This is a genomic window from Haemophilus sp. HMSC066D02, from assembly GCF_001810545.1.
GTDB lineage: Bacteria > Pseudomonadota > Gammaproteobacteria > Enterobacterales > Pasteurellaceae > Haemophilus_D.
Window position 1 is genome coordinate 312,662 of sequence record NZ_KV801804.1, and the last position, 25,056, is coordinate 337,717.

The window sequence follows — 25,056 nt, forward strand, 5'->3', positions numbered from 1 at the left end:
TATGAATGTTTAGTAAATAGTAAATGATTATTCAATTGCATATTCAATGGTCACGACTAAGCGTGCTTTTTTCTCAATGGTGCTTGTGTCGTAGCTACCAGTGTAATCGCTAGAGTCATCTGCATCGGGGTTTGGCGCTTGAATGTAGAATGGCCCTTGTGAAGCAGATTTTAATACGCCAACTTTTACATTACTGGTTTTCGCAAACTCTTCAGCACGAACATGTGCATCTTGTGTTGCTTTTGAAATTAATTCACGCTTAATTTGTTCAAGATTTTCTAAGTAATAATTTGGATCACCAAAACTAATATCTTGGTTGTTGGCAACCAATTGGTGAATATTGGTGAGTGCTTTCTGTAACTTCGTCAATTCTTTAGTTGAAATTCGGATTGATCTTGATGCATCAAAGCCATTTTCTCTACTTTTGGTTTCACCTTTTTCATTTTCGTAATAGTCAGTATGAGTAGATACATCTAATTCGGTGATTTCTCGATTTTCATCAGCGAAACCTTGTGCTTTAAGGAAACGAACGGCTTCATTCAAGTTTTTCTGATTCGCTGCCATTGCATCATTATAAGTTGGCCCCCAACCGCTTACACGAATAACCCACGTACCTTGTGTTGAGGTGTAATGACTTTCTGCCAAGCCTTTAACTGAAATAGAGCCGGTCTGGCGTAAATTTTTAAATTGATTACCTAAGATAAATGCTGATGCCATCAATCCAACTGCGAGAATGATGCCAAAAATAGCGAGATAAGATTTTTTGCTGTTCATATAATGTCCATGATGTGGAGTAAATAGAATGCTCATTATAATGTAATTCAGCTTGTTGAGTAAGTTAATTTATTCACTATAACGCATATAAAAAATAACTTTAAAAGTTGACCGTACTTTTACCTTCCTAAATTTAAAAATTAAAACAAATTCTTGATTTACCATTGACTTTTTGACCTATAGCCCTTACTTTACGGATTAATGTTTCATCAACTTTATTCTTTATAAAATAAGGAGCTTTTATGCAATCTCGCATTGTTGTTAATTCACAGGAAGAATCACTACTTAGCACACATAAAGTGCTACGTAATACCTATTTCTTATTGGGATTAACGATGGCATTTTCGGCAGTTGTTGCTTATATTTCGATGAGCTTAAACTTGCCTTATCCAAATCTTATCGTGTTACTTGTAGGCTTTTACGGTTTACTTTTTGTGACCAACCGTTTGGCAAATAGTGCGTGGGGAATCTTAGCTGCATTCGCGTTCACAGGATTTATGGGTTATACCATTGGGCCAATTTTAAATATCTATGTGGCGAGAGGAATGGAAGATTTAATTATGCTTGCATTCGCAGGTACGGCAATCGTCTTCTTTGCTTGTTCAGCTTATGTGCTAACCACGAAGAAAGATATGTCTTTCCTTTCTACCGCAATTTTCTCATTATTTATCGTGTTATTGTTAGGGATTGTGGCGAGTTTCTTCTTCCAAATTCCAGCACTAGCGGTCGGGATCAGTGCATTGTTTGTGGTGTTCTCAACAATGACAATCCTTTATGAAACCAGCAATATTATTCACGGTGGCGAAACAAACTACATTCGTGCAACGGTGAGTATTTATGTGTCAATTTATAACTTATTCATTAGTTTATTAAGATTACTCTCTATCTTCTCAAGCGATGACTAGTCAGTATTAAATTTAAAGACGCTCCTTATTAGGGGCGTTTTTTGTTTTGAACTAATTTTCTGAAGAGAAGTCTTAGCATACAGGTTCGCTAGTTGAACCTATTGATAATAAAACAGGAGTTTTTATGAAATCTTTAAAATCACTTTTAACATTAACATCACTCGCATTAGCAGTATCAGGTTCTGCATTGGCAACGAATACTTCCGTATTGCCAACAAAAGAAGATGTTGTAACGAATTCAAAATCAATGGTTGAAAGCACAAAAGCTGATATGAAAAATGCTGCAAATGATAAGCTTAAATCAATGACAGATAGTGCAAGTTCAACAAAATCAACTGTATTAGATAAAGTAAAAGAGGCTAAAGAAAAAGCGACATCTGCAAAAGATGCAATGAAAGATAAAGTAACTTCAGCAAAAGACGCGGTAAAAGAGAAAGCATCAGCTTTAAAAGAAAAAGCGACTGAGAGTAATCAACCATCAATTAAAGATAAAGCTACTGAAAAATTAAATTCAGTCAAAGAGAGTGCAAAAGAGAAAGCGTCTGATGCAAAAACAAAAGTAGCAGATAAAGTAAAAGAAGTGAAAGAAAAAGCGGCATCTACAAAAGATGCAGCCAAAGAGAAAGTCGCTTCTTCTGCAAAAGTGAACGTTAATAAAGCGGATGCTGAAACCTTACAAAAACTTTCTGGTATCGGTGAGAAAAAAGCACAAGCGATCATTGATTACCGTAACAAAGTGGGCAAAATCAAAAACGCTGCCGAGCTTTCAAATATTGATGGTATCGGTGAAGCTACAATTGAAAAAATCACCCCATTCTTAAGTTTCTAAGAAAACTCAGATAAAACAGACCGCACTTTATGTGCGGTTTTTTTATTGAAGTAGATCACAAAATTGTAACAAAGTGTGGTTTGGAGGATTATTTCTTTTTGTATCCTATGTATAATGGGCGGACAACATCATGTAATACAAGGGGTAGATATGCAGCATTATAATGCCTTTGATGAATGGTTGGCTTCAACCGCTTTAGGTGGGGCGAATCAATCGTATATTGAAGAGTTATACGAAAGTTATTTAGAAGATCCATCGTCAGTCGATGAAAGTTGGCGAGCTACATTTGATGCATTGCCAAAAACAACTGCAACAGAGCAACCACATTCACCAGTCCGTGATTATTTCCGTCGTTTAGCAAGAGAAAATACAACAGAAGCCGTGACGGTTATCGATCCAGAAGCCAGCGCAAAATTAGTCAAAGTCCTTCAATTTATCAATGCTTATCGCTTCCGTGGTCATTTAGAAGCGAAACTAGACCCAATCAATTATTATCGTTGGAAAGTCTCCAGTGTACCTGAGTTGGATTACCGTTATCACGGTTTTAGCGAACAAGATCTCAATGAAACCTTCAATATTAATCACTACGTCTATCATCGCGATAACATCAAATTAGGTGATTTAGCTAAAATGCTGAAAGAGACCTATTGTGGTTCAATTGGTCTTGAGTTTATGCATGTTCAAGATATGGAGCAGAAAAGTTGGCTACAAAGCAAATTAGAAAGCCAATTAAATAAACCGCTCTTTACTAAAGAAGAAAAAATTAATTTATTAAGTGAATTGACCGCTGCTGATGGCTTAGAACGTTATCTTGGTGCGAAATTCCCAGGTGCTAAACGTTTCTCTTTAGAGGGAAGTGATGCCTTTATTCCATTGATGAAAGAAATTATTCGTCATGCGAGCAAACAAGGTGTACAAGATGTGATGTTTGGTATGGCACACCGTGGCCGTTTAAATATGTTAGTGAATGTGCTAGGTAAGAAACCTGAAGATCTTTTTGATGAGTTTGCGGGTAAGCATTCAGGCGAGCGTACAGGTGACGTGAAATACCACCAAGGTTTCTCTTCTGACTTTGCTGTTGGTGATCGTCGCGTGCATTTAACCCTTGCGTTTAACCCGTCGCACTTAGAAATTGTCAGCCCAGTAGTGATTGGTGCGGTACGTTCTCGTCAAACGAAAAAGAATGATACAGAACGTAATCAAGTATTAGCCGTTACTGTTCATGGGGATTCAGCGGTAGCGGGACAAGGTGTTGTACAAGAAACCTTGAATATGTCTAATGCACGTGGTTATACCGTTGGTGGCACAATCCGTATTGTGATCAATAACCAAATTGGTTTCACCACCTCTAACCCAAATGACACTCGTTCAACAGAATATTGTACTGATATCGCGAAAATGATTCAGGCGCCGATTATTCATGTGAATGGTGATGATCCTGAAGCGGTCGCGTTTGCCGCGAGAATGGCGGTGGAATATCGCAATTTATTCAAACGCGATATCTTCATTGATCTGATTTCTTATCGTCGTCATGGTCATAATGAGGCTGATGAACCATTAGCCACTCAACCAATGATGTATAGCATCATTAAAAAACATCCAACGCCACGTAAAGTCTATGCAGATCGTTTAATTGCTGAAGGGGTGATTACCGAAGAAGAAGCCATCGAGATGATGAATCTTTATCGTGATGCCTTAGATAACGGTGATCGCGTAGTGAAAGAATGGCGAGAAATGGATATCGCCCAAATGGACTGGTTGCAATATCTCAACTATGACTGGACATCCCCTTACGAAAGTAAATTTCCACAAGAACGTTTCCAAACTTTAGCGGAGCGTGTCAGTGAATATCCAGAAACCTTACGTGCACATCCTCGTGTCGAAAAAATCTATGCTGATCGCCGTGAAATGGCAAAAGGCGAGAAATTGTTCGATTGGGGTATGGCGGAAACTATGGCATACGCAACCTTATTAGATGAAGGTGCTAATGTTCGTTTATCGGGTGAAGATGCGGGACGTGGTACGTTCTTCCATCGTCATGCGGTTGTGCATAACCAAAATGATGGTACAGGTTATGTGCCATTAACACATTTACATGCCAACCAAGGTCGTTTTGAGGTGTGGGATTCTGTATTATCCGAAGAAGCCGTATTGGCTTTTGAATATGGTTATGCGACAACTGATCCAAAAACATTAACCATTTGGGAAGCGCAATTTGGTGACTTCGCAAACGGCGCACAAATCGTGATTGACCAATTTATTAGTTCTGGCGAACAAAAATGGGGCAGAATGTGTGGCTTGGTGATGTTATTACCACATGGTTATGAAGGCCAAGGTCCAGAGCACTCATCCGCTCGTTTAGAACGTTATTTACAACTTTGTGCAGAACAGAATATGCAAGTGTGTATCCCATCTACACCAGCACAGGTTTACCACATGTTACGTCGTCAATCGATCCGTAAAATGCGTCGTCCATTAATTGGTATTTCACCAAAATCTTTATTACGTCATCCACTTGCCGTGTCAAGTTTAGATGAATTAGTAAATGGCACATTCCAAACAGTCATTGGCGAAATTGATAACATCGATCCGAAACAAGTTAAACGCGTAGTCCTATGCTCTGGTAAAGTGTATTACGATCTCTTGGAACAACGTCGTGCGAATAACCAAACCGATGTGGCGATTATTCGTATTGAGCAGCTTTACCCATATCCACATGAAGATGTGAAGAAAGCATTAGAGCCTTATGTTCATGTGACGGATTATGTATGGTGTCAAGAAGAGCCATTAAACCAAGGCGCTTGGTATTGTAGTAAGCATAACTTTGACAGTTCGCTTCCAGAGCATGTGAAGTTAAAATATGCAGGTCGTCCTGCCTCTGCTTCACCCGCGGTAGGTTACATGTCTTTACACACCAAACAGCAAAAACAATTGGTAGAAGATGCGCTGACACTGTAAAAGTGCGGTCGAAATTTCAGTAATTTTTAAAGAAAGAATAATTTAAAGGAAAATAAAATGACAATCGAAATTCTTGTTCCAGATTTACCGGAATCCGTTGCGGATGCAACTGTTGCGACATGGCATAAAAAAGTTGGTGAAGCAGTAAAACGTGACGAAGTATTAGTAGAAATTGAAACAGATAAAGTGGTACTTGAAGTGCCGGCATTAAGCGATGGTGTGGTGGTTGAAATTCTTCAAGAAGAAGGTGCAACCGTAGTAAGTAAACAGCTTTTAGGCAAGCTTTCAACTCAACAAGCGGGCGATATTTCAACTGAAACAGTGAAAGACAATGAGCCAACTCCTGCGGATCGTCAAAGAGCAGCTATTGAAAATAGTCACAATAATTCAGCAGATCAAGGTCCAGCTATTCGTCGTTTATTAGCTGAACATGATTTAGATGCAGAGAAAATTCAAGGCTCTGGTGTGGGAGGCCGTATTACCCGTGAAGATATTGCTCGCGAAGTAGCAAAACGTGATGCTCAAAAAGCAAAACAAGATGTGGCAACAGAGCAGAATACCATTAGCACTGTGGCATATAGCTCTCGTTCAGAAAAACGCGTACCAATGACCCGTTTACGTAAACGTATTGCGGAACGTTTATTGGAAGCGAAAAATACCACCGCAATGCTCACTACATTCAATGAAGTGGATATGCAGCCGATTATGAAATTACGCAAAACATACGGCGAAAAATTTGAAAAACAACATGGTGTACGTTTAGGCTTTATGTCTTTCTACATTAAAGCTGTGGTTGAAGCGTTAAAACGTTATCCAGAAGTGAATGCCTCAATTGACGGTGATGACATTGTGTATCACAACTATTTTGATATTAGCATTGCCGTTTCAACGCCGCGTGGTTTGGTAACACCAGTATTACGCAATTGTGACAAACTCAGCATGGCAGATATTGAGAAACAAATTAAATTACTAGCAGAAAAAGGCCGTGATGGTAAATTAACCGTTGAAGATTTAACAGGCGGTAACTTCACTATTACTAATGGTGGCGTATTTGGTTCTTTAATGTCTACACCAATTATCAATCCACCGCAAAGTGCAATTTTAGGCATGCATGCCATCAAAGAGCGACCGGTTGCGGTAGATGGCCAAGTGGTGATTCGTCCGATGATGTATTTGGCATTATCTTATGACCACCGTTTAATTGATGGTCGTGAATCAGTCGGCTTTTTAGTGGCGATTAGAGACTTATTAGAAGATCCAACTCGTTTATTATTAGAAATTTAAGCACACAGGCTTTTCTCTTTTGAGGGGAAAAGCCTTTTTTACATTGATGTGAATAAAAGGGCGGGAACAATGCCCGCCTTTTTATAATTAAAATCCAACCTTTATTTAGCTATTTTACGTACTAAGATTGCTAAGATAAAGGTAATGATGATAACAGGGAAAGTCAGACCTAAATCGGTTTCCCAACCTTTTGCCATAAGGAAACGATAGAGTACGAAACCGACAAACCAAACGCCGAGTCCAACACTATCAACTGATTTTTTAACATCATGCTGTTTGAGCACAAAGAAATCAGCGATAAGTACAGCGATCATTGGCGCGAATACTGAACCAATAAAGAACAAGAAATGTTCGTATTCTGTCACTGGTAAGGTTGAGGCTAATATAATGCCCACAATCACGGTAAGTACGGAGATTGGCGTGACTTTTAATTGAGGGAAAATATTGTTTAAACTCATGCCGGTGGAATAGGCGGGAAGTGCAGTGTTAATCATGGTAGAGGCGATGACAATTAATACACCAATAACACTTACACCAGCAAGGGAAAGAATTTGGGAGATTTCAGATTTACCGGTCACTAATGCTGCACCTAAGCCGAGAGCATACATCCAACAGCTGGTCGCGGTATACGTTAGCGTTGAAAGTGCGGTCGTTTTAAATGGTGTTTCGCTGTTCTTCGTGTGGTCAGATACTACTGGTAACCAAGAAAGCGGCATGACGGCAGCAATTTCAACAGCTGTACCAAATTTGATATTTTGTGCCACGTCCATGGCAATGAATGGTTTATTCGCTACTTGAATACTAAGCCACAACATTAGTAAAAACATGGTGACAAGTGAAATGCTTTTGAAGATACCTAATCTAGTAAAGCCGAGTAGCAGCCAAAGTATGATAAGTATGCCTAAGCCAAGTGTAAGAAATGGGAAGAGTGAAGCATCGGGTGTTTGATTCAAGATAGAAATGACTTCAGCCCCCATATAAATCATGACAGCAGTCCATCCCATCAGTTGCATAGCATTGAGTAAAGAGAAAAGCGCAGAACCTTTTTCACCAAATGATATTTGTACCGTTTGCATGGCACTTTTTTGGGTTTTTGCACCGATGTAACCTGCACAGAAAAACATCGAACCACCAATAAAGTGTCCAACGACGATGGCAATTAAACCTTGTTGCCACCCTAGAGGAGCAAACCAAGTACCTGTGAGAATTTCTGCTATTGAAATAGCAGCAGTAAACCAAATGAGTGCAATAGCAAGATTGCTTGATTTTTTCGTTTGCATGTTGTTATCCTTAACATGAATTGTGGTTATTGTGTCCCAGTATATAACTCAATATAGAAAGGGCAAGCCAAGAATTTAAAATAAAACAAAGTGCGGTCAAATTTTTGTTTGTTTCGCTAAACAACATCAAAATAGGAAGGAAATATGAATTTACATGAGTACCAAGCTAAGCAGCTTTTTAAGGAATATGCTCTGCCTGTAAGTGAAGGTGTCGTGTGCCAAACGGCAGATGAAGCTGAAATGGCACTCTTTCAGCTGAATGGCGATGTTTGGATAGCGAAATGTCAAGTTCACGCAGGTGGACGCGGAAAAGCCGGTGGTGTGAAGCTCGTGCATAATGCAGAAGAAGCGCGTGCTTTTGCAGATAAATGGCTTGGCAAGCATTTAGTCACCTTCCAAACTGATAAAAAAGGCCAACCCGTTAATAGCATTTATATTGAAGAAACCTGCCAGATTGAGAAAGAACTTTACCTTGGTGCAGTGATTAATCGTGCTTCGCAGAAAGTGGTTTTTATGGCTTCTTCAGCAGGGGGGATGAGCATTGAGGATGTGGCAAGAGAAACGCCTGAATTAATTCATAAAGTGACAATTGATCCTCTCGTGGGTGGAATGCCATATCAAGGTCGTGAATTAGCCTTTAAGCTCGGTTTAAGTGGCGAACAAAATAAACAATTTGCCGAGATTTTTGTAAAACTCGCTCAGATTTTTATCGAAAAAGATTTTTCTTTAGTTGAAGTCAATCCGCTCGTAGTGACGAAAGAAGGTAATTTAGTCTGTGTGGATGCAAAAGTTGGGATTGATGATAACTCACTTTATCGACATCCTGATTTGTTAGCCTTACGCGATTTAAGTCAAAGTGATGCACGTGAAGCCGAAGCAGAAAAATATCAGCTTAACTATGTTGCTTTGGAAGGTGATATTGGCTGTATGGTTAATGGTGCCGGGCTTGCTATGGGGACCATGGATATCGTGAAATTATATGGTGGTAATCCTGCAAACTTCCTTGATGTTGGTGGCGGTGCGACGAAAGAGCGTGTGGCTGAGGCATTAAAGATTATTCTCACGGATAAAAATGTGAAATCTGTCTTAGTGAATATTTTCGGCGGAATTGTACGCTGTGATCTCATTGCTGAAGGTGTCGTAGCTGCGATTCAAGAAGTGGGGGTGAAAGTGCCTGTTGTGGTTCGATTAGAAGGAACCAATGCCCCACAAGGCAGAGCAATTTTAGCCGAAAGTGGTGTGAATTTAATTGCGGCACATAGTTTACAAGAGGCTGCACAAGCAGCAGTGAAAGCGGCAAAAGGAGAATAATCATGGCGATTTTAATTAATAAAGAAACAAAAGTAATTTGCCAAGGCTTCACCGGTGCGCAAGGGACATTTCACAGCGAACAGGCATTGGCTTATGGAACCAAGTTAGTGGGTGGCGTTTCACCGAATAAAGGCGGAACAACGCATTTAGGTTTGCCGGTATTTAATACAGTGCGTGAAGCAGTGCAAGCTACAGGGGCTACGGCAACCATGATTTATGTGCCCGCACCATTTTGCAAAGATGCTATTTTAGAAGCCATTGATGCAGGCATTCAATTGGTAGTTTGTATAACAGAAGGCATCCCAACATTGGATATGCTGTTGGTAAAACAAAAGTTAAATGAAACGGGTGTCGTTATGATCGGCCCGAATTGCCCAGGTGTGATTACACCGTATGAATGCAAGATTGGTATTATGCCGGGCAATATTCATAAAAAAGGCAGAGTAGGCATTGTTTCTCGTTCAGGTACATTGACTTATGAAGCGGTAAAACAGACAACAGATGAAGGTTTTGGTCAATCTACTTGTGTCGGGATCGGTGGCGATCCTATTCCAGGATCTAACTTCATTGATATTCTTAAACGATTCCAAGAAGATCCTGAAACTGAAGCTATCGTGATGATTGGTGAAATCGGTGGCTCTGCAGAAGAAGAGGCAGCAGCGTTTATTAAATCTCATGTGACAAAACCAGTGGTGGCTTATATCGCAGGTGTGACGGCACCAAAAGGCAAGCGCATGGGACACGCTGGAGCGATTATCAGCGGTGGAAAAGGGACGGCAGAAGATAAAATTGCAGCTCTTGAAGCAGCTGGCGTGAAAACGGTGAGAAGTCTTGCTGAAATCGGTTCAGCCCTCCGGGAATTGTTGAAATAAAAACTATAAAAAATAGACCGCACTTTGGATTCATTTTCAAAGTGCGGTCGTTTTTTATAACAAATTCTTATAACCTGCCTATAAATCGGTGTATAATCTCGTCAGTTTTTTTAAGGACAAAATTATGAGCCAATTTTTCTATATCCACCCTGAAAATCCGCAAGCGCGTTTGATTAATCAAGCGGTAGAAATTTTGCGTCAAGGTGGTGTCATTGTGTACCCGACAGATTCGGGCTATGCCTTAGGCTGTATGATAGGCGATAAACATGCGATGGATCGTATTGTTGCAATTCGTAAATTGCCAGAAGGGCATAATTTTACGTTGGTATGTAGCGATTTATCCGAGCTTTCAACCTATGCAACGGTCAGTAATGTGGCTTATCGCTTAATTAAAAACAATACACCGGGACGTTATACCTTTATTTTGACGGCAACGAAAGAGCTTCCTCGTCGATTAATGACGTCAAAACGCAAAACTATTGGTTTGCGTGTGCCGGATAACCAAATTGCTTTGGATTTATTGAACGCATTAGGTGAACCGATTCTATCTTGCTCACTGATGTTGCCTGATAATGAACATATGACTTATTCCGATCCAGAAGAGATTCGTGAATGTTTAGAACGTCAAGTGGATTTAATTATTCATGGTGGCTATTTAGGTCAAGAACCAACAACGGTGGTAGATTTAACGGAAGAATCGCCAGTCATTTTACGTGAAGGAAGTGGTAGTACTGCTCCTTTCATTTAACTTATTTTAGACGCTTGGGAAAGCGACAAAGGAAAACAGATGAAACCTATTCAAAAAACAGTCAGACAAGAACGTGAAAAACAAGCGGGAAAGCAACCGCACTTTGAGCGTAAAGATCGTAAAAGTGTGGTCAATTCTGACATCAAATCAATCCCTAAAGCTAAGGTAGCTAGACCATCTCGTCAATCTACTGTAGAAGGTGAAAAATTACAGAAAGTGCTTGCGCGAGCAGGACAAGGCTCTCGTCGTGAAATTGAAGCGATGATTGCTGAAAACCGTGTGAGTGTTGATGGCAAAATGGCGACTCTTGGTGATCGTATCGATGTACATTCTGGTGTAAAAGTGCGTATTGATGGTCGAATCATAAACCTTCAACAAGCACAAAAAGAAGTGTGTCGTGTGTTGATGTATTATAAACCTGAAGGCGAACTTTGTACCCGTAGCGATCCTGAAGGTCGTGCAACAGTATTTGATCGTTTACCACGCTTAAATGGTGCAAGATGGATTGCAGTCGGTCGTTTAGATATTAATACTTCGGGCTTATTACTTTTTACAACTGATGGTGAATTAGCTAATCGTTTAATGCACCCAAGCCGTGAAGTTGAACGTGAATATTCCGTGCGCGTATTTGGTCAAGTGGATGATGCCATGTTAGCGCGTTTGCGTAAAGGCGTGCAGTTAGAAGATGGGCCTGCTAATTTCAAAGAAATCAAATTTGCGGGTGGCGTTGGAATTAACCAATGGTACGATGTGACTTTAATGGAGGGTCGTAACCGTGAAGTACGCCGTCTGTGGGAATCACAAGGCATTCAAGTGAGCCGCTTGATTCGTATTCGTTACGGCAACATTAAGCTGATGAAAGGCTTACCGCGAGGTGGCTGGGAAGAAATGGATTTGGAAAACGTCAACTATTTACGTGAATTAGTAGGCTTACCGTCTGAAACCGAAACCAAATTAGACGTAACCAAACCTCGTCGTCGACCAAAATCAGGTCAAATTCGTAAAGCAGTAAAACGTTATACTGAGTTAAGTAAACGCTATAAAAAATAGGTGGTATTCGCGATGAAAATGCAGCAACTCCGCTACATTGTTGAGATTGTAAACCAAAATTTAAACGTGACAGAGGCGGCCAACGCGCTTTATACCTCTCAACCAGGTATCAGTAAACAAGTTCGTTTGTTAGAAGATGAATTGGGTTTAGAGATTTTTGAACGTAATGGTAAACACATTAAATCTATTACACCTGCGGGTAAAAAGATTGTAGCTATTGCCCGTGAGCTTTTGGTGAAAGCGCAAAGCATTAAATCGGTTGCCAATGAATATACTTGTCCGAATCATGGCGTGTTACGCATTGCGACAACCAATACACAAGCGCGTTATATGCTGCCAGCTGTGGTGGAACGTTTCTCTAAACAATATCCGGATGTGAGTTTACATATTCATCAAGGTTCACCGACGCAAATTCATGATGCATTGATTTCGGGCGAAGTCGATTTAGCGATTACGACAGAAGCACCATATCTTTTTGATGATTTGATTCAATTGCCTTGCTATTTGTGGAATCGTTCGGTGATTGTTAAACCCGATCATCCTTTAGCAAAAGTGAAAGAGCTTACCGTTGAAGAATTAGGTAAATATCCGTTAGTCACTTATACCTTCGGCTTTACTGGTGTATCTGATTTGGATTATGCATTTAACCGAGCCGGTATTTTGCCGAATATTGTGTTTACTGCAACGGATGCTGATGTGATTAAAACCTATGTGCGTTTAGGATTAGGCGTGGGCATTATGGCATCTATGGCGCATACGCCAGCCGATAAGGATTTAGTGGCGATTGATGCAGGGCATTTGTTCCGTGCGAGTATGACGCAAATTGCGTTTAAACACAGCACTTTCTTACGCAATTATATGTATGACTTTATCGAATTTTTCTCACCTCACTTAACGCGTCCAATGGTTGAAAAAGCCGAGAGGTTGCGTGATAACAATGCCGTGAAGAAATTGTTTGATAATGTCGAATTAGATGTGAAGTAAAATAGCAAAAATAAAAGGGCGGTCAGAATTTAATGTGAATTCTGACCGCTCTTTTTTACAATAAAAATAAATGAGGTACTAAGTTCATGACGATAACTGTTGCGACAGAAAGCAATAATCGTGATGAGCCAAAGATAAAGCCTCGGTTGGTCCCATTATCAAATTTTACTAATAAATTCGCCATTGCCGTTAAGGCATAGACTTCAATCACCGTGAAGATGACTAAGTAAATATAAGCAGAAACCACAGAAATATATTTCAACGTAATAAACCAAGGCAAGATAATGCCCACAGCCAGGATTGGGGCCACCCATAAGGTTTGTTTAATCGTTAAATTAATTTTTCGAGAAAAATAACTTTGTAATGAGACTGTCAGTAAACCATTCACAAAAAGTGCAATGGGGGAGTGTTCCGGCATCCCTAATTTGTTATCAAAAAGAAACGGGAAGATCACAAAGAATGATGTTGCAATGGAAAGAGGAATAAACAACATTAAATGCACAAATAAAAATTCTTTGGTGATGATTTCTTTTATTTGGGCAAAGCGAAATTTCACTAAGGTTTGCAAAGTTTGGATTTGATAAAACGGTTTTACCATTAAGGCAAAGAGAACCGCTTCCATGAGAAAGCAGACCCAAATCAACCATTCAATATGATTATATTTGATAAATGGAATCACCAACAAAGGCGCAAATATAGACGACATGGAGGTGACTTTTAAATATTTTCCCTGTAATCGAGTTTTCTCTTTGTATTCTTCACCCGCGAGCACCAATAGGCAGGCTTTTGCATTGGTACCAAACAAACAACTACCTAAGCCAAAACAGGTGGTGGCAATTAAAAGCAGAATGTAATTGTCTGCAGAGAGAAAGAAAATATAGGCGATCACATCTAAAAAGCATCCAAGTAACATCATTTTGGCCAGTCCAAAACGATCGCCCCAGATACCGGCTAAAATCGCTAATGCTTGGTTGCAGAAGAAAAGCAACGAGAGTGAAAAGGCTATTTCACTGTTACTTAAGCCTTTTCCTTGTAAATAGATGAAAAATACCGTTTGCATGGAAAAGAATGCAAGGGTAGAAAAGAAACGACGAGTCAGTAAAAGTTTTTGTAAATTCATTGTGTTATTAAAAAAAGAAAAGCACGCGTTAAGAACGCGCGCCAGTAATTTGTTAAGTACGGTCAAAATTCACGACGATTTTTAACCGCACTTGAGATTAAAAAGAATCGTGATGTTTCACTAAATCTTCGCGGCTAATGGCAAATACACCTAGACCGCCATTTTTTAGTTCAACCCATTCAAATGGCACATCTGGATATTGTTCAATGAGACTTACCATGCTGTTGCCCACTTCGCAAACGAGCATGCCATTTGGTGTTAAATAATCCGGCGCTTGTTTTAAAATTTGCTTTGTAATTTCTAAACCATCAACACCGGAACCTAAGGCTAATTTAGGCTCATAATGGAATTCTTCCGGCATATCTGCCAAATCTTCTTCATCCACATAAGGCGGATTGGTGACGATTAAATCATATTGTTGACCGAAGAGATTTTGGAATAAATCTGATTGAATCGGGAAAACACGGTGTTCTAATTGGTGGCGAGCAATATTGATCTCTGCCACATTTAACGCATCCACAGAAAGATCGACCGCATCCACTTCAGCCTCAGGAAAGGCTTCTGCCGTGGCAATCGCGATACAACCACTGCCAGTACAAAGATCTAAAATACGTTTTGGTTCAGATTTTAAAAGCGGAGCAAATTTATCTTGAATTAATGCACTGATTGGTGAGCGAGGAATAATAGTGCGTTCATCCACATAAAATTCTAATCCGCAGAACCACGCACTATTCGTTAAATAAGCAACAGGGACACGTTGCTCAATTCGGCTTAAGACTAACTGTACTAAGGTTTCTTTTTCTGAAGGAGTGAGTTTGCTGCTGAATAAATCTTGCGGTAAATCGAGCGGTAATTGAAGTCCCGCAAGGACTAATTGAAGGCTTTCATCCCACGCATTGTCATGGCCTTGTCCGTAATAAATATCAGAACGGTTAAATGTGCTGTATGTCCAGCGTAAAAAATCTTGAATGGTCGTTAATTCACTTGCCACATTATCTTCTAAAATTGTCGCAACAAGTTCTTGATTGTGTAAGGTTTCCATTTTGTGCCTCAATAAAAATTTTGGCTAGTTATACCATAGAATAGATGTGCTATCATTAAGCAAAATAACAAATTGAGAAAAATAATGACAGAACAAGATGATTTCGATCTTTTTCGGGCGGAAACAAAAGGAATCAAACCCATCAAGCAAGATACCTTTGTGGCACCTCGTCAAAAGAGCGGTCAAAAAAAATCTCATTTACGTGATATTCGAGAAAAAGAGGATACGCTTTTCTATTTTTCCGATGAATATGAACCTTTGCTAAATGAACATGATGGTGTTATCAAATATTTACGCGAAGGGGAAGATAGCCATTTATTGAAACAACTTCGTCGTGGCGATTTTTCACCCGAATTATTTTTGGATTTACATGGTTTAACCCGTGAACAAGCCAAAATGGAATTGGCAGCACTGTTGTTAGCTTGTGAAGATGAGCATGTTTATTGCGCGAGCATCATGACTGGCTATGGTACGTTCACGTTGAAAAAACAAATTCCACGCTGGTTAGTTCAGCATCCTAAGGTGCGAGCGTTACACCAAGCTCCTAAAGAATGGGGTGGAGAAGCGGCGATACTTATTTTAGTGGATGTATAAATGAGAAGTGCGGTCGAAATTGACCGCACTTTTTTTACATTTTTTCGATTGTCTTAATGCCTAATAACTCTAAACCTTGTTTTAAAGTTTTCTCTGTAAGAGAAGCAAGTTTTAAACGGCTTAATTTTACGTTTTCATCTTCTGCATTTAAGATTGGGCAGTGTTCATAGAATGAGGAGAACACACCTGCTAATTCATATAAATAAGCACAGAGGACATGCGGTGTGCCTTCTTTGCCTACAGTTTGAACGGCTTCTTCAAATTGAAGCAATTTGATCGCTAATGCACGTTCTTTTTCATCAGAAAGCTGAATCTTAGCTTCTGCAAGTGCGGTTGGATTCACATCTGCTTTATTGAAGATAGAACGAATACGCGTGTAAGCATATTGCATATAAGGCGCAGTATTACCTTCAAAGCTAAGCATATTGTCCCAATCGAATACATAGTCAGTCGTGCGGTTTTTAGAAAGATCCGCATATTTCACCGAGCCAACACCCACTGCTTCAATAACCGCAGTTTTTTCTTCATTAGATAAATTGGTATTTTTCTCGTTAATTAATACCGTTGCACGCTCAATCGCTTCATCTAATAAATCCGCTAATTTTACGGTACCGCCAGTACGAGTTTTGAATGGTTTACCATCTTTACCCAACATCATACCGAAGTTTTTATGTTCAAGTGAGAAGCTGTCCGGTACATAACCCGCTTTGCGCGTAATTAACCAAGCTTGTTGCATATGTTGGCTTTGACGAGTATCAGAGAATACTAATGCACGATCCGCTTTTAAGGTTTCATAACGATATTTCGCTGCAGCAATGTCAGTAGTAGTATAAAGGAAACCGCCATCTTTCTTCTGAACGATAACGCCCATCGGTTCGCCTTCTTTATTCTTGAATTCATCAAGATAAACGACTAACGCCCCTTCATCTTCAACGGCTAAACCTTGTTTTTTCAGATCTTCAACGATAGCAGGTAACATTGGGTTATAAAGGCTTTCACCCATCACATCTTTTTCGGTTAATGTAACATTTAAGCGATCATAGTTTCGTTGGTTTTGTTGCATAGTGATATCAACTAATTTTTTCCACATCGTGCGGCAATATTCATCCCCACCTTGCAATTTCACTACATAGTTACGCGCTTTTTCAGCGAAAGCTTCATCTTCATCATAATGTTTTTTCGCTTCGCGATAGAATGCTTCAAGATCTTGAAGTTCCATTTCGCTTGCGTGTTCATTTTCCATTTTTTCAAGATAAGCAATAAGCATACCGAATTGGGTACCCCAGTCACCCACGTGGTTCGCACGAATAACGTTGTGACCTAAAAATTCAAGGGTACGAACAACGGCATCACCGATAATGGTAGAACGTAAGTGACCTACGTGCATTTCTTTCGCAACGTTTGGTGAAGAATAATCAATCACGATAGTTTGTTTTTCATTTGCACTTACACCAAGGTTTTGATCTTTTAATGCAGCAGAAACATTATTCGTTAACCAAGTAGGATTTAAGAAAATATTAATAAAACCTGGACCAGCAATTTCAGTTTTTTCAGCAACATCAGAAAGATCAGCATTATCTAAAACTTTTTGTGCAAATTCACGTGGATTTAATCCTAGTTTTTTAGCAGCAGCCATGATACCGTTTGCTTGGTAGTCGCCAAATTGTGGTTTACTAGATTGACGAATAAGCGCATCACATTGTTCATCTGCACCAGCGGCAATCATCGCTTGTTTAATTTTATCGGATAAAATAGATTGAATATTCACGGTTTTTCCTAATCTTGAAATTGAATAATGAAAATAATCGGCTATGATACCGTTGTTTATAGATTTCTCAAAGTAAGAGCAGGAGAAAATGTCAAATTTAATGGAAAAATCGACCGCACTTTATCAAGAATTGCCTTTATTTCAGGAAAAAATTCAGCAATTAGCTGCCGTTATGAAAGTGAATTTGAATGATTTCCAAATTGATCATTTAGCTTTAAGAGCAAATAGTGAAGAAAAAGCAAAAAATTGGCTGACAGAGTTATTAAAGTGCGGTAGAATTTTAAGCGATAATATCGTCAATGGGCGTCCTATCTATTTGATTGAATTAGATGAGCCAGTTGATTTCATTGGTCAGCCTGTCGATGTTATTGAATTACCGTTTCCTAAAAATAAACAATATCCCCAAGAAACTTGGGAACATATTGAAATTGTAATGCCGTTTTTATCTCATGAATCTGTTGAGGATTGGGTTAATCGGATTTGCAACACATTTTTATGGAAGGAACTAACTCAATTAACCATGAAGGTGAGCGAACCTAAGGTGGAAGGGGAGCAATTGCCCAATCCATCAATTGCAGTGAGTTTTGTTGATAAAACAGAAAATCATGTTTGCATAAAGGTTCATCCTTATACAATAAAGAAAATACTCGAGGTTTAGTGTAATGAAAAAAATTACCTTAGCATTAACTGTCTTATTAAGTTTAGGTTTATCAGCTTGTTCATCTCAATCACAAAAAGATGAAAGCGCTTATAAAGGTCAAGTTATCTTCACCGAATTACAAGGTGATGATGTAAAATTAACCGTTCGTAAAAACGACTGCTCATACAAACAAGAAGGTGAAACCGAAGTTATCGTTCACAAATACGATTCAACTTTAGTAACTGGTGCTTGTGTGAAAGTATCTGACAACGGTCAAGGCGTGAAAAACGTTTCTACTTGGTCTCCAAGAAACCCAATCTAATTCATTTTTAGAAGGTTAGTTTTATGAAAAAAGTAACAGTAGCATTAGCACTTATGATGTCTGTTGGTTTAACGGGTTGTGCAAACACCGATGTTTTTAGTGGTGATGTATACTCTGCAGATCAAGCAAAAGAAGCGCGTTCAATTAGTTATGGTACAATCGTATCTGTTCGCCCTGTTAAAATCCAAGCTGATAACAATGGTGTAATTGGTTCAGTTGGTGGTGGTGCTTTAGGTGGTATCGCTGGTAGTGCAATAGGTGGCGGTACAGGACAAGCCATTGCAGGTGTTATTGGTGCAATTGGTGGTGCCATTGCAGGTAGCAAAATTGAAGAGAAAATGAGCCAAGTTAATGGTGCAGAGCTTGTTATCAGAAAAGATAATAGAGAAGAGATCGTTGTGGTTCAAAAAGCGGATCCTAGCTTCAAAGCAGGTCGCCGTGTGAGAATCGTTGGTGGTTCATCATTAAATGTTTCTGTTATCAACTAATTTAAACAAGAACTAGAAAAAAGCGAGCCATTGGGTTCGCTTTTTTTTATGCTTAAAATCAAAAGAAAGTGCGGTTGTTTTTTGCTTGAAAGTCAAAAATATGATAAAACTATCAACCGTTATTTCACACCGACAATAGGAAGCAATATGTCAAATTTACAACAAATTATTGAAGCTGCATTTGAAAAACGTGCGGAAATTACCCCTAAAACAGTTGATGCACAAACTCGTGCAGCAATCGAAGAAGTGATCGAAGGATTAGATAGCGGTAAATACCGTGTTGCAGAAAAAATTGATGGTGAATGGGTTACTCACCAATGGTTGAAAAAAGCAGTATTATTATCTTTCCGTATCAACGATAACCAAATCATTGATGGCGCAGAAACCAAATACTATGACAAAGTGGCATTGAAATTTGCTGACTATACGGAAGAGCGTTTTGCTCAAGAAGGTTTCCGTGTCGTACCTTCTGCAACGGTACGTAAAGGTGCATACATTTCTAAAAACTGTGTATTGATGCCATCTTATGTAAATATCGGTGCATATGTGGGTGAAGGTACTATGGTTGATACATGGGCAACGGTTGGTTCATGTGCGCAAATTGGTAAAAATGTACACTTATCTGGTGGTGTAGGTATCGGTGGTGTATTAGAGCCATTACAAGCAAACCCAACCATTATTGGTGATAACTGTTTTATCGGTGCACGTTCTGAAGTCGTTGAAGGCGTGATTGTTGAAGATGGTTGTGTGATCTCTATGGGCGTATTCATCGGTCAATCAACTAAAATCTATGATCGTGAAACAGGTGAAGTATTCTATGGCCGTGTACCAGCTGGCTCAGTAGTGGTTTCTGGTAGTCTTCCATCAAAATGTGGTAAATACAGCTTATACTGTGCAGTGATCGTGAAAAAAGTTGATGCAAAAACTTTAGGTAAAGTTGGTATCAACGAATTATTACGTTCTATTGAAGAGTAATTAAAATACCATAAAAAATGACCGCACTTTATATGACAAAGTGCGGTCATTTTCTTTTTTAAATTAGAGAATTATTTTTTTCTTGCTAGCATTGTCGCAAATTTTAATTTAATGCGATTGCCGTTTTCATCGGTTTTATGTAATTCGCCCATATTTTCGTTGTATTCTAAGAATTCCCAATCTTTGTAGTATTCTTTTAATTCACCTTCAGAGAACGTAAATGAGAACGCTAATGGACAAGGTACCTCAGGTGTAGACATCGCTGCTACAATTAAGTTGTAACCACCTGGGTTGGTGTGTTCTTGCATATTCTTAATAATGGCTGGAATTCGCTCACGATTTAAGAACATAAATACCACGGTTGATACAATAAAGTCGTAGTTTTCTTGAATATTGGCGGTATTAATATCATAAACTGCAGTCTTGATATTCAAGTTTTCTTTATCTTTAGTTTCGTTCAAGAAGGCAATGCTGTTTTCGTTATGATCCCAAGAGGTCACATCATAGCCTTTTAAACTTAAATAAAGGGAGTTACGACCTTGTCCACAGCCTAAATCTAACACTTTACAAGGTTTAATAATTTTAGCCGCATCAACTACATCACCATGCGTTGCAGTCATATTATATTTTTTGCTGAAGTAATCCTCTTTTTTGCAATAGAAGCCAAGCGTACATTCTAAGTCATCAGAAAGTGCTTCAACTCGATGCCAGGCTTGTGGCTCAACAAATGGAATATCACTTTCTGGCGTGAAAATATGTTCAGCAATGACATCGCCATTTTCAGTTAGCTCATAAAACTTAAGTTTACCTTTTAGCACTGTAAGTTTGCCCCAAGTTCCCACTTTAGTATTGTGTTTTTCTTGGAACATTTTAGGTAATTTATCTTTTGTCCAAACTGGCATTTGTTTATAGCAGATAAGTTCGTTTGTCATAATGAATTCCTTTTAATTTGTATGATAAATAGCTGATTGATATGGTAGGGTATTTGGTTCTGTTTGGCAATAAAAAGGCGACCGAAGTCGCCTAAATATTAAATTATTTTACTTGCATACCAGCAGCGACACCGCTATCAGCTGAAAGTAAGAATAAATCACTTCCGCCAGTACCAGCAGAAAGAATCATCCCTTCTGATACGCCGAATTTCATTTTACGTGGTGCAAGGTTTGCAACCACAATAACAAAACGACCTTCCAATTCTTCAGGTTTGTTGTAAGCCGCTTTAATGCCAGAGAACACTTGGCGAGTATGGTCACCTAAATCTAATTCAAAACGTAAGAGTTTATTAGATTCTGGTACCGCTTCGCATTTCAGTACTTTTGCTACACGCATATCAATTTTAGCAAAATCATCAATGGTAATGGTATCAGCAATAGGTTCGACATTTGAAAGTGCGGTCGGTTTTGCCGCTGTTTTTTCTGTTGTTTTGTTTGCTTCAGCGAAAAGAGCTTTAGTTTCTTCTATAACAGCATCAATTTGTTTTTTCTCTAAACGCGAGAAAAGCGCTTTAAATGGAGTAAGTTGATGACCTAATAGTGGCTGTGCAATATTATCCCATGTTAGTTCTGTTTGTAAGAACGCTTCTGCACGTTCAGCCAATTTTGGAAGAACCGGTTTTAAGTAAGACATTAATACACGGAAAAGCTCGATACCCATTGAGCAAACTGCTTGCAATTCAGCTTCTTTGCCTTCTTCTTTTGCAATCACCCAAGGTGCTTTTTCATCAATGTATTTATTCGCCTTATCGGTTAATGCCATGATTTCACGAATCGCCTTGTTGTATTCACGAGCTTCATAATAAGAAGCGATTTGTTCAGCTTGTGCAGTAAATTCAGCAAAAAGTGCTTCGTCTTCTAATTTATCTGCTAATCTGCCTTCAAAACGTTTAGCGATAAATCCAGCATTACGAGAAGCTAAATTGACTAATTTATTAACAATATCCGTATTGACACGTTGAACGAAATCTTCCAAGTTGAAATCAAGATCTTCGATGCGATCGTTTAATTTTGCCGCATAGTAATAACGCAAACATTCCGGATCAATGTGATTTAAATAGGTGCTGGCTTGGATAAATGTACCACGTGATTTTGACATTTTGGCGCCATCTACGGTGACATAACCGTGAGCAAACACATTGGTTGGTTTGCGATATTCGCTCCCTTCTAACATTGCTGGCCAGAATAGACTGTGGAAATATACGATATCTTTACCGATAAAGTGATAAAGTTCTGTATCGCTGTTTTCTCCCCAGAATTCATTAAAATCAATGCCTTCACGATCGCAGAGATTTTTGAAAGAAGCTATGTAGCCAATTGGCGCATCCAACCAAACATAGAAGAATTTATCTTTAGTTCCTGGGATTTCAAAACCAAAATAAGGTGCATCACGAGAGATATCCCATTGTTGTAAGCCACTTTCAAACCATTCTTGCATTTTGTTTGCAATTTCAGGTTGCAGTGAACCAGAGCGAGTCCATTCTTTTAACATACCTTCAAAAGCAGGTAAGTCAAAGAAGAAGTGTTCAGATTCTTTGATGATTGGTGTTGCACCCGACACAGCAGAACGTGGATTAATTAAATCCATTGGGCTATAAGTGGAAGCACAAACTTCACAGTTATCGCCGTATTGATCCTCTGCTTTACATTTTGGGCAAGTCCCTTTGACGAAACGATCGGGTAAGAACATATTCTTTTCAGGATCGAATAACTGAGAAATGACTTTCGTTTTAATGAAACCTTTGGCTTTTAATTTATTATAAATGTCAGCGGTGATTTGTTTATTTTCTTCACTGTGAGTAGAGTGATAGTTATCAAAACTGATATTAAAACCTGCAAAATCACGCACGTGATCAGCTTTTGCTTTTGCGATTAGTTCTTCTGGTGTAATACCTAATTTATCGGCATTAAGCATAATTGGTGTGCCGTGCGCATCATCAGCACAGACAAAATGAATTTTATTGCCACGCATACGCTGGAAACGCACCCAAATATCCGCTTGAATATGTTCTAACATATGGCCTAAATGAATGGCCCCATTTGCATAAGGTAATGCGCAAGTGACTAAAATTTTACGAGGTTGAGTTGTCATTATTTTTCTCTTATTCTTTTGTAAAAATTGCGAGTATGTTACCCGATTAGTGTGATTTTTTCTAGTTTAGTTATACTTTTAGCTTAACATTTGAGGTGTAAAAGGGGTAGAATATCCCTGACAAATTTACTCTACTACCTACTAATATTAAAGGAATATTATGGCAACTGCTTTTTCTGAAAATTTAACGGCAGAACAACAATCTCAAGTTCTGCAGCTTTTCCAACAATTTCAACACCCAACGTTACAAAAAGACTTAATCGAATTAAAGACTTTGAAGAAAGTTGAAAAAGGCGGTGACGTATTACGTATTGAATTACAATTGCCTTTTGCATGGAATACTGGCGTGGAGCAAGTGAAACAACAGCTTTCAGATGCATTATTAAAAGCAACCGATAGCAAAGAAATCAAATGGGTGGTGAATTATCAAATCGCAACCTTAAAACGTGCAAATAATCAACCTGCTGTAAAAGGCGTGAAAAACATTATTGCCGTCACTTCAGGCAAAGGTGGGGTAGGAAAATCGTCCGTTTCAGTAAACCTAGCACTTGCTTTACAAGCTCAAGGTGCTCGCGTGGGGATTTTAGATGCGGATATTTATGGTCCATCTGTTCCGCATATGTTAGGCGCCCCACATCAACGCCCAACTTCACCAGATAACCAACATATTACCCCGATTAAAGCACATGGTTTATCTGCAAACTCAATCGGTTTCTTAATGGATGAAGATAATGCGACCATTTGGCGTGGTCCAATGGCAAGTAGTGCATTAAGTCAGCTTTTAAATGAAACCTTATGGGATAGCTTAGATTACTTAGTGATCGATATGCCACCGGGTACGGGTGATATCCAATTAACGCTTTCACAACAAATTCCTGTAACTGGGGCAGTTGTGGTTACAACACCACAAGACATCGCGTTATTAGATGCGGTGAAAGGTGTATCGATGTTTGAACGTGTATCTGTGCCAGTATTAGGTATTGTGGAAAATATGTCTATGCATATTTGCAGCAATTGCGGCCATCACGAAGCGATTTTCGGCACGGGTGGTGCAGAAAAAATGGCACAAAAATACAATGTGAAAGTATTAGGCCAGTTACCGTTGAATATTCAAGTTCGTCAAGATTTGGATGCAGGTAAACCAACTGTGGTTGCTGCACCAGATAGTGAAATTGCGAAATCTTTCTTAGATTTAGCAGAGAAAGTGTCAACTGAGCTTTACTGGCAAGGTTCTGTGATTCCAAGCGAGATTTTATTCCGCGAAGTGAAATAATCACAAAAACATCATAAAAATTAACCGCACTTTAGGTCATCCAAAGTGCGGTTATTTTTTTGGCTAAATTGGCTTATTTTAAATGCTCCGCATCATTTATTTTCTCAACGCGAAAACCGTTCTCATCGTCATAATGTACAACACTAATTGATGTATTAATAAGCGATACTGATTTATCTTCATCACGGTGATTTTGCCAGGTTGCACCGTTTAATAAGGCAAGCAATAAACGCAAGGTATGGCCATGCGACACAATAAGAATATTACCATGATCGTGGATCTTAATAATATCGTGCAATGCTTTCATGGTACGTTCGCCCAATTGTTCAAACGTTTCTCCACCGTTTACTTGAGCTTTGTAATTGGCGGGATCTTTAATAAGTTGTTTAAATTCTGGGAGTTCTCTTAACGTATCGACAACTTTGCCTTCCCAAGAACCAAAATACTGTTCATTTAAACCTTGGTGATGGAAAAGGGGAATATCACGTTCACCAATAATATGAGAGGCAGTTGCGATAGTACGTTTTAATACGCTGGAATAAGCAGCAATGAAAGGAATATGATTAAGTGCCACACCTGTTTTTTTCGCACCATTAATGCCTTCTTCAGTCAAAGGGGAATCGCCATGACCTTGCATTAAACCTTCCGTATTCCAAACGGTTTTACCGTGGCGAATGAAATAAAAAGTCAGTTGTTTTTTCATTTTTCATGTCCATAAAAAAGATTAAGGAAGCCGAAACTTCCTTAATCATGAT

The 25,056-nt window shown here is 39.0% G+C and carries 22 protein-coding genes and 1 pseudogene; 15 read left to right on the forward strand and 8 right to left on the reverse strand.

Going from position 1 to position 25,056, the window contains the following annotated elements; all coding sequences use genetic code 11:
- Positions 1-27: 27 nt before the first annotated feature.
- Complete coding sequence (locus tag HMPREF2750_RS01780; protein ID WP_070582346.1) at positions 28-774, reverse strand: SIMPL domain-containing protein; 747 nt, start codon at positions 772-774, stop codon at positions 28-30.
- A gap of 242 nt (positions 775-1,016) precedes the next feature.
- Here HMPREF2750_RS01780 and HMPREF2750_RS01785 point away from each other — a divergent pair, with 242 nt between their 5' ends.
- From HMPREF2750_RS01785 to odhB, 4 genes are all read left to right on the forward strand, one after another.
- A complete protein-coding gene (locus tag HMPREF2750_RS01785; RefSeq protein WP_005695953.1) occupies positions 1,017-1,679 on the forward strand; it encodes a Bax inhibitor-1/YccA family membrane protein in 663 nt (220 codons plus the stop codon).
- 124 nt (positions 1,680-1,803) lie between these two features.
- Entirely contained in the window at positions 1,804-2,508 is a 705-nt protein-coding gene (locus tag HMPREF2750_RS01790) for a ComEA family DNA-binding protein (RefSeq protein WP_070582347.1), read from the forward strand.
- A gap of 150 nt (positions 2,509-2,658) precedes the next feature.
- On the forward strand, positions 2,659-5,466 hold the full coding sequence (gene sucA / locus HMPREF2750_RS01795) for a 2-oxoglutarate dehydrogenase E1 component (protein ID WP_070582348.1): 2,808 nt from the start codon (positions 2,659-2,661) through the stop codon (positions 5,464-5,466).
- Positions 5,467-5,523: 57 nt separating this feature from the next.
- Entirely contained in the window at positions 5,524-6,750 is a 1,227-nt protein-coding gene (gene odhB / locus HMPREF2750_RS01800; RefSeq protein WP_070582349.1) for a 2-oxoglutarate dehydrogenase complex dihydrolipoyllysine-residue succinyltransferase, read from the forward strand.
- 101 nt (positions 6,751-6,851) lie between these two features.
- Here odhB and cytX read toward each other — a convergent pair whose 3' ends face one another.
- A complete protein-coding gene (gene cytX, locus HMPREF2750_RS01805; protein ID WP_070582350.1) occupies positions 6,852-8,030 on the reverse strand; it encodes a putative hydroxymethylpyrimidine transporter CytX in 1,179 nt (392 codons plus the stop codon).
- Between the two features lie 144 nt (positions 8,031-8,174).
- On the opposite strand from cytX, the gene sucC reads away from it, so the two are divergent.
- From sucC to cysB, 5 genes and pseudogenes are all read left to right on the forward strand, one after another.
- Positions 8,175-9,341: an ADP-forming succinate--CoA ligase subunit beta gene (gene sucC / locus HMPREF2750_RS01810; protein WP_070582351.1), complete on the forward strand. Its 1,167-nt coding sequence runs from the start codon at positions 8,175-8,177 to the stop codon at positions 9,339-9,341.
- Positions 9,342-9,343: 2 nt separating this feature from the next.
- A complete protein-coding gene (sucD, locus tag HMPREF2750_RS01815) occupies positions 9,344-10,213 on the forward strand; it encodes a succinate--CoA ligase subunit alpha (RefSeq protein WP_070582352.1) in 870 nt (289 codons plus the stop codon).
- Positions 10,214-10,337: 124 nt separating this feature from the next.
- Positions 10,338-10,961 (forward strand): L-threonylcarbamoyladenylate synthase, encoded by a 624-nt coding sequence (locus HMPREF2750_RS01820; RefSeq protein WP_070582353.1) that lies wholly within the window; start codon positions 10,338-10,340, stop codon positions 10,959-10,961.
- Between the two features lie 120 nt (positions 10,962-11,081).
- A pseudogene (gene rluB / locus HMPREF2750_RS01825) lies at positions 11,082-12,011 on the forward strand (23S rRNA pseudouridine(2605) synthase RluB); the annotation flags it as partial.
- 12 nt (positions 12,012-12,023) lie between these two features.
- Positions 12,024-12,995, forward strand: a complete 972-nt coding sequence (gene cysB, locus HMPREF2750_RS01830) for an HTH-type transcriptional regulator CysB (protein WP_049384265.1) — start codon at positions 12,024-12,026, stop codon at positions 12,993-12,995.
- Positions 12,996-13,050: 55 nt separating this feature from the next.
- Here cysB and HMPREF2750_RS01835 read toward each other — a convergent pair whose 3' ends face one another.
- Both HMPREF2750_RS01835 and prmB read right to left on the reverse strand, forming a co-directional pair.
- Complete coding sequence (locus tag HMPREF2750_RS01835; protein ID WP_070582354.1) at positions 13,051-14,115, reverse strand: MFS transporter; 1,065 nt, start codon at positions 14,113-14,115, stop codon at positions 13,051-13,053.
- Between the two features lie 97 nt (positions 14,116-14,212).
- Positions 14,213-15,157 (reverse strand): 50S ribosomal protein L3 N(5)-glutamine methyltransferase, encoded by a 945-nt coding sequence (gene prmB / locus HMPREF2750_RS01840; protein ID WP_070582355.1) that lies wholly within the window; start codon positions 15,155-15,157, stop codon positions 14,213-14,215.
- An 84-nt stretch (positions 15,158-15,241) separates the two neighbouring features.
- Here prmB and smrB point away from each other — a divergent pair, with 84 nt between their 5' ends.
- Positions 15,242-15,751 (forward strand): endonuclease SmrB, encoded by a 510-nt coding sequence (smrB, locus tag HMPREF2750_RS01845; RefSeq protein WP_065244786.1) that lies wholly within the window; start codon positions 15,242-15,244, stop codon positions 15,749-15,751.
- A gap of 34 nt (positions 15,752-15,785) precedes the next feature.
- Here smrB and argS read toward each other — a convergent pair whose 3' ends face one another.
- On the reverse strand, positions 15,786-17,519 hold the full coding sequence (argS, locus tag HMPREF2750_RS01850) for an arginine--tRNA ligase (protein WP_070582356.1): 1,734 nt from the start codon (positions 17,517-17,519) through the stop codon (positions 15,786-15,788).
- 88 nt (positions 17,520-17,607) lie between these two features.
- On the opposite strand from argS, the gene HMPREF2750_RS01855 reads away from it, so the two are divergent.
- The 4 genes from HMPREF2750_RS01855 (at position 17,608) to dapD (ending at position 19,944) form a co-directional block, all read left to right on the forward strand.
- Positions 17,608-18,177: a VOC family protein gene (locus tag HMPREF2750_RS01855; protein WP_070582357.1), complete on the forward strand. Its 570-nt coding sequence runs from the start codon at positions 17,608-17,610 to the stop codon at positions 18,175-18,177.
- Between the two features lie 4 nt (positions 18,178-18,181).
- On the forward strand, positions 18,182-18,481 hold the full coding sequence (locus tag HMPREF2750_RS01860; protein WP_049365853.1) for a hypothetical protein: 300 nt from the start codon (positions 18,182-18,184) through the stop codon (positions 18,479-18,481).
- A gap of 23 nt (positions 18,482-18,504) precedes the next feature.
- On the forward strand, positions 18,505-18,969 hold the full coding sequence (locus tag HMPREF2750_RS01865; protein ID WP_070582358.1) for an outer membrane lipoprotein: 465 nt from the start codon (positions 18,505-18,507) through the stop codon (positions 18,967-18,969).
- Positions 18,970-19,116: 147 nt separating this feature from the next.
- Positions 19,117-19,944: a 2,3,4,5-tetrahydropyridine-2,6-dicarboxylate N-succinyltransferase gene (dapD, locus tag HMPREF2750_RS01870; RefSeq protein WP_014065291.1), complete on the forward strand. Its 828-nt coding sequence runs from the start codon at positions 19,117-19,119 to the stop codon at positions 19,942-19,944.
- A 71-nt stretch (positions 19,945-20,015) separates the two neighbouring features.
- Here dapD and tehB read toward each other — a convergent pair whose 3' ends face one another.
- Together tehB and metG are read right to left on the reverse strand one after the other, a co-directional pair.
- Positions 20,016-20,876: an SAM-dependent methyltransferase TehB gene (gene tehB / locus HMPREF2750_RS01875; RefSeq protein WP_070582359.1), complete on the reverse strand. Its 861-nt coding sequence runs from the start codon at positions 20,874-20,876 to the stop codon at positions 20,016-20,018.
- Between the two features lie 103 nt (positions 20,877-20,979).
- Positions 20,980-23,028, reverse strand: coding sequence for a methionine--tRNA ligase (metG, locus tag HMPREF2750_RS01880; protein ID WP_070582360.1), 2,049 nt, complete (start codon positions 23,026-23,028; stop codon positions 20,980-20,982).
- A 160-nt stretch (positions 23,029-23,188) separates the two neighbouring features.
- Between metG and apbC the strand changes: the two genes are divergently transcribed.
- Entirely contained in the window at positions 23,189-24,301 is a 1,113-nt protein-coding gene (apbC, locus tag HMPREF2750_RS01885; RefSeq protein ID WP_070582361.1) for an iron-sulfur cluster carrier protein ApbC, read from the forward strand.
- A gap of 73 nt (positions 24,302-24,374) precedes the next feature.
- Here apbC and HMPREF2750_RS01890 read toward each other — a convergent pair whose 3' ends face one another.
- On the reverse strand, positions 24,375-25,004 hold the full coding sequence (locus tag HMPREF2750_RS01890) for a histidine phosphatase family protein (protein WP_070582362.1): 630 nt from the start codon (positions 25,002-25,004) through the stop codon (positions 24,375-24,377).
- Between the last annotated feature and the right edge of the window lie 52 nt (positions 25,005-25,056).

Bases quoted from the DNA above. Each gene is read 5' to 3' on its own strand.
- HMPREF2750_RS01780 (WP_070582346.1), bottom strand. From the start codon at position 774: ATGAACAGCAAAAAATCTTATCTCGCTATTTTTGGCATCATTCTCGCA.
- HMPREF2750_RS01785 (WP_005695953.1), top strand. From the start codon at position 1,017: ATGCAATCTCGCATTGTTGTTAATTCACAGGAAGAATCACTACTTAGC.
- HMPREF2750_RS01790 (WP_070582347.1), top strand. From the start codon at position 1,804: ATGAAATCTTTAAAATCACTTTTAACATTAACATCACTCGCATTAGCA.
- sucA (WP_070582348.1), top strand. From the start codon at position 2,659: ATGCAGCATTATAATGCCTTTGATGAATGGTTGGCTTCAACCGCTTTA.
- odhB (WP_070582349.1), top strand. From the start codon at position 5,524: ATGACAATCGAAATTCTTGTTCCAGATTTACCGGAATCCGTTGCGGAT.
- cytX (WP_070582350.1), bottom strand. From the start codon at position 8,030: ATGCAAACGAAAAAATCAAGCAATCTTGCTATTGCACTCATTTGGTTT.
- sucC (WP_070582351.1), top strand. From the start codon at position 8,175: ATGAATTTACATGAGTACCAAGCTAAGCAGCTTTTTAAGGAATATGCT.
- sucD (WP_070582352.1), top strand. From the start codon at position 9,344: ATGGCGATTTTAATTAATAAAGAAACAAAAGTAATTTGCCAAGGCTTC.
- HMPREF2750_RS01820 (WP_070582353.1), top strand. From the start codon at position 10,338: ATGAGCCAATTTTTCTATATCCACCCTGAAAATCCGCAAGCGCGTTTG.
- cysB (WP_049384265.1), top strand. From the start codon at position 12,024: ATGAAAATGCAGCAACTCCGCTACATTGTTGAGATTGTAAACCAAAAT.
- HMPREF2750_RS01835 (WP_070582354.1), bottom strand. From the start codon at position 14,115: ATGAATTTACAAAAACTTTTACTGACTCGTCGTTTCTTTTCTACCCTT.
- prmB (WP_070582355.1), bottom strand. From the start codon at position 15,157: ATGGAAACCTTACACAATCAAGAACTTGTTGCGACAATTTTAGAAGAT.
- smrB (WP_065244786.1), top strand. From the start codon at position 15,242: ATGACAGAACAAGATGATTTCGATCTTTTTCGGGCGGAAACAAAAGGA.
- HMPREF2750_RS01855 (WP_070582357.1), top strand. From the start codon at position 17,608: ATGTCAAATTTAATGGAAAAATCGACCGCACTTTATCAAGAATTGCCT.
- HMPREF2750_RS01860 (WP_049365853.1), top strand. From the start codon at position 18,182: ATGAAAAAAATTACCTTAGCATTAACTGTCTTATTAAGTTTAGGTTTA.
- HMPREF2750_RS01865 (WP_070582358.1), top strand. From the start codon at position 18,505: ATGAAAAAAGTAACAGTAGCATTAGCACTTATGATGTCTGTTGGTTTA.
- dapD (WP_014065291.1), top strand. From the start codon at position 19,117: ATGTCAAATTTACAACAAATTATTGAAGCTGCATTTGAAAAACGTGCG.
- tehB (WP_070582359.1), bottom strand. From the start codon at position 20,876: ATGACAAACGAACTTATCTGCTATAAACAAATGCCAGTTTGGACAAAA.
- metG (WP_070582360.1), bottom strand. From the start codon at position 23,028: ATGACAACTCAACCTCGTAAAATTTTAGTCACTTGCGCATTACCTTAT.
- apbC (WP_070582361.1), top strand. From the start codon at position 23,189: ATGGCAACTGCTTTTTCTGAAAATTTAACGGCAGAACAACAATCTCAA.
- HMPREF2750_RS01890 (WP_070582362.1), bottom strand. From the start codon at position 25,004: ATGAAAAAACAACTGACTTTTTATTTCATTCGCCACGGTAAAACCGTT.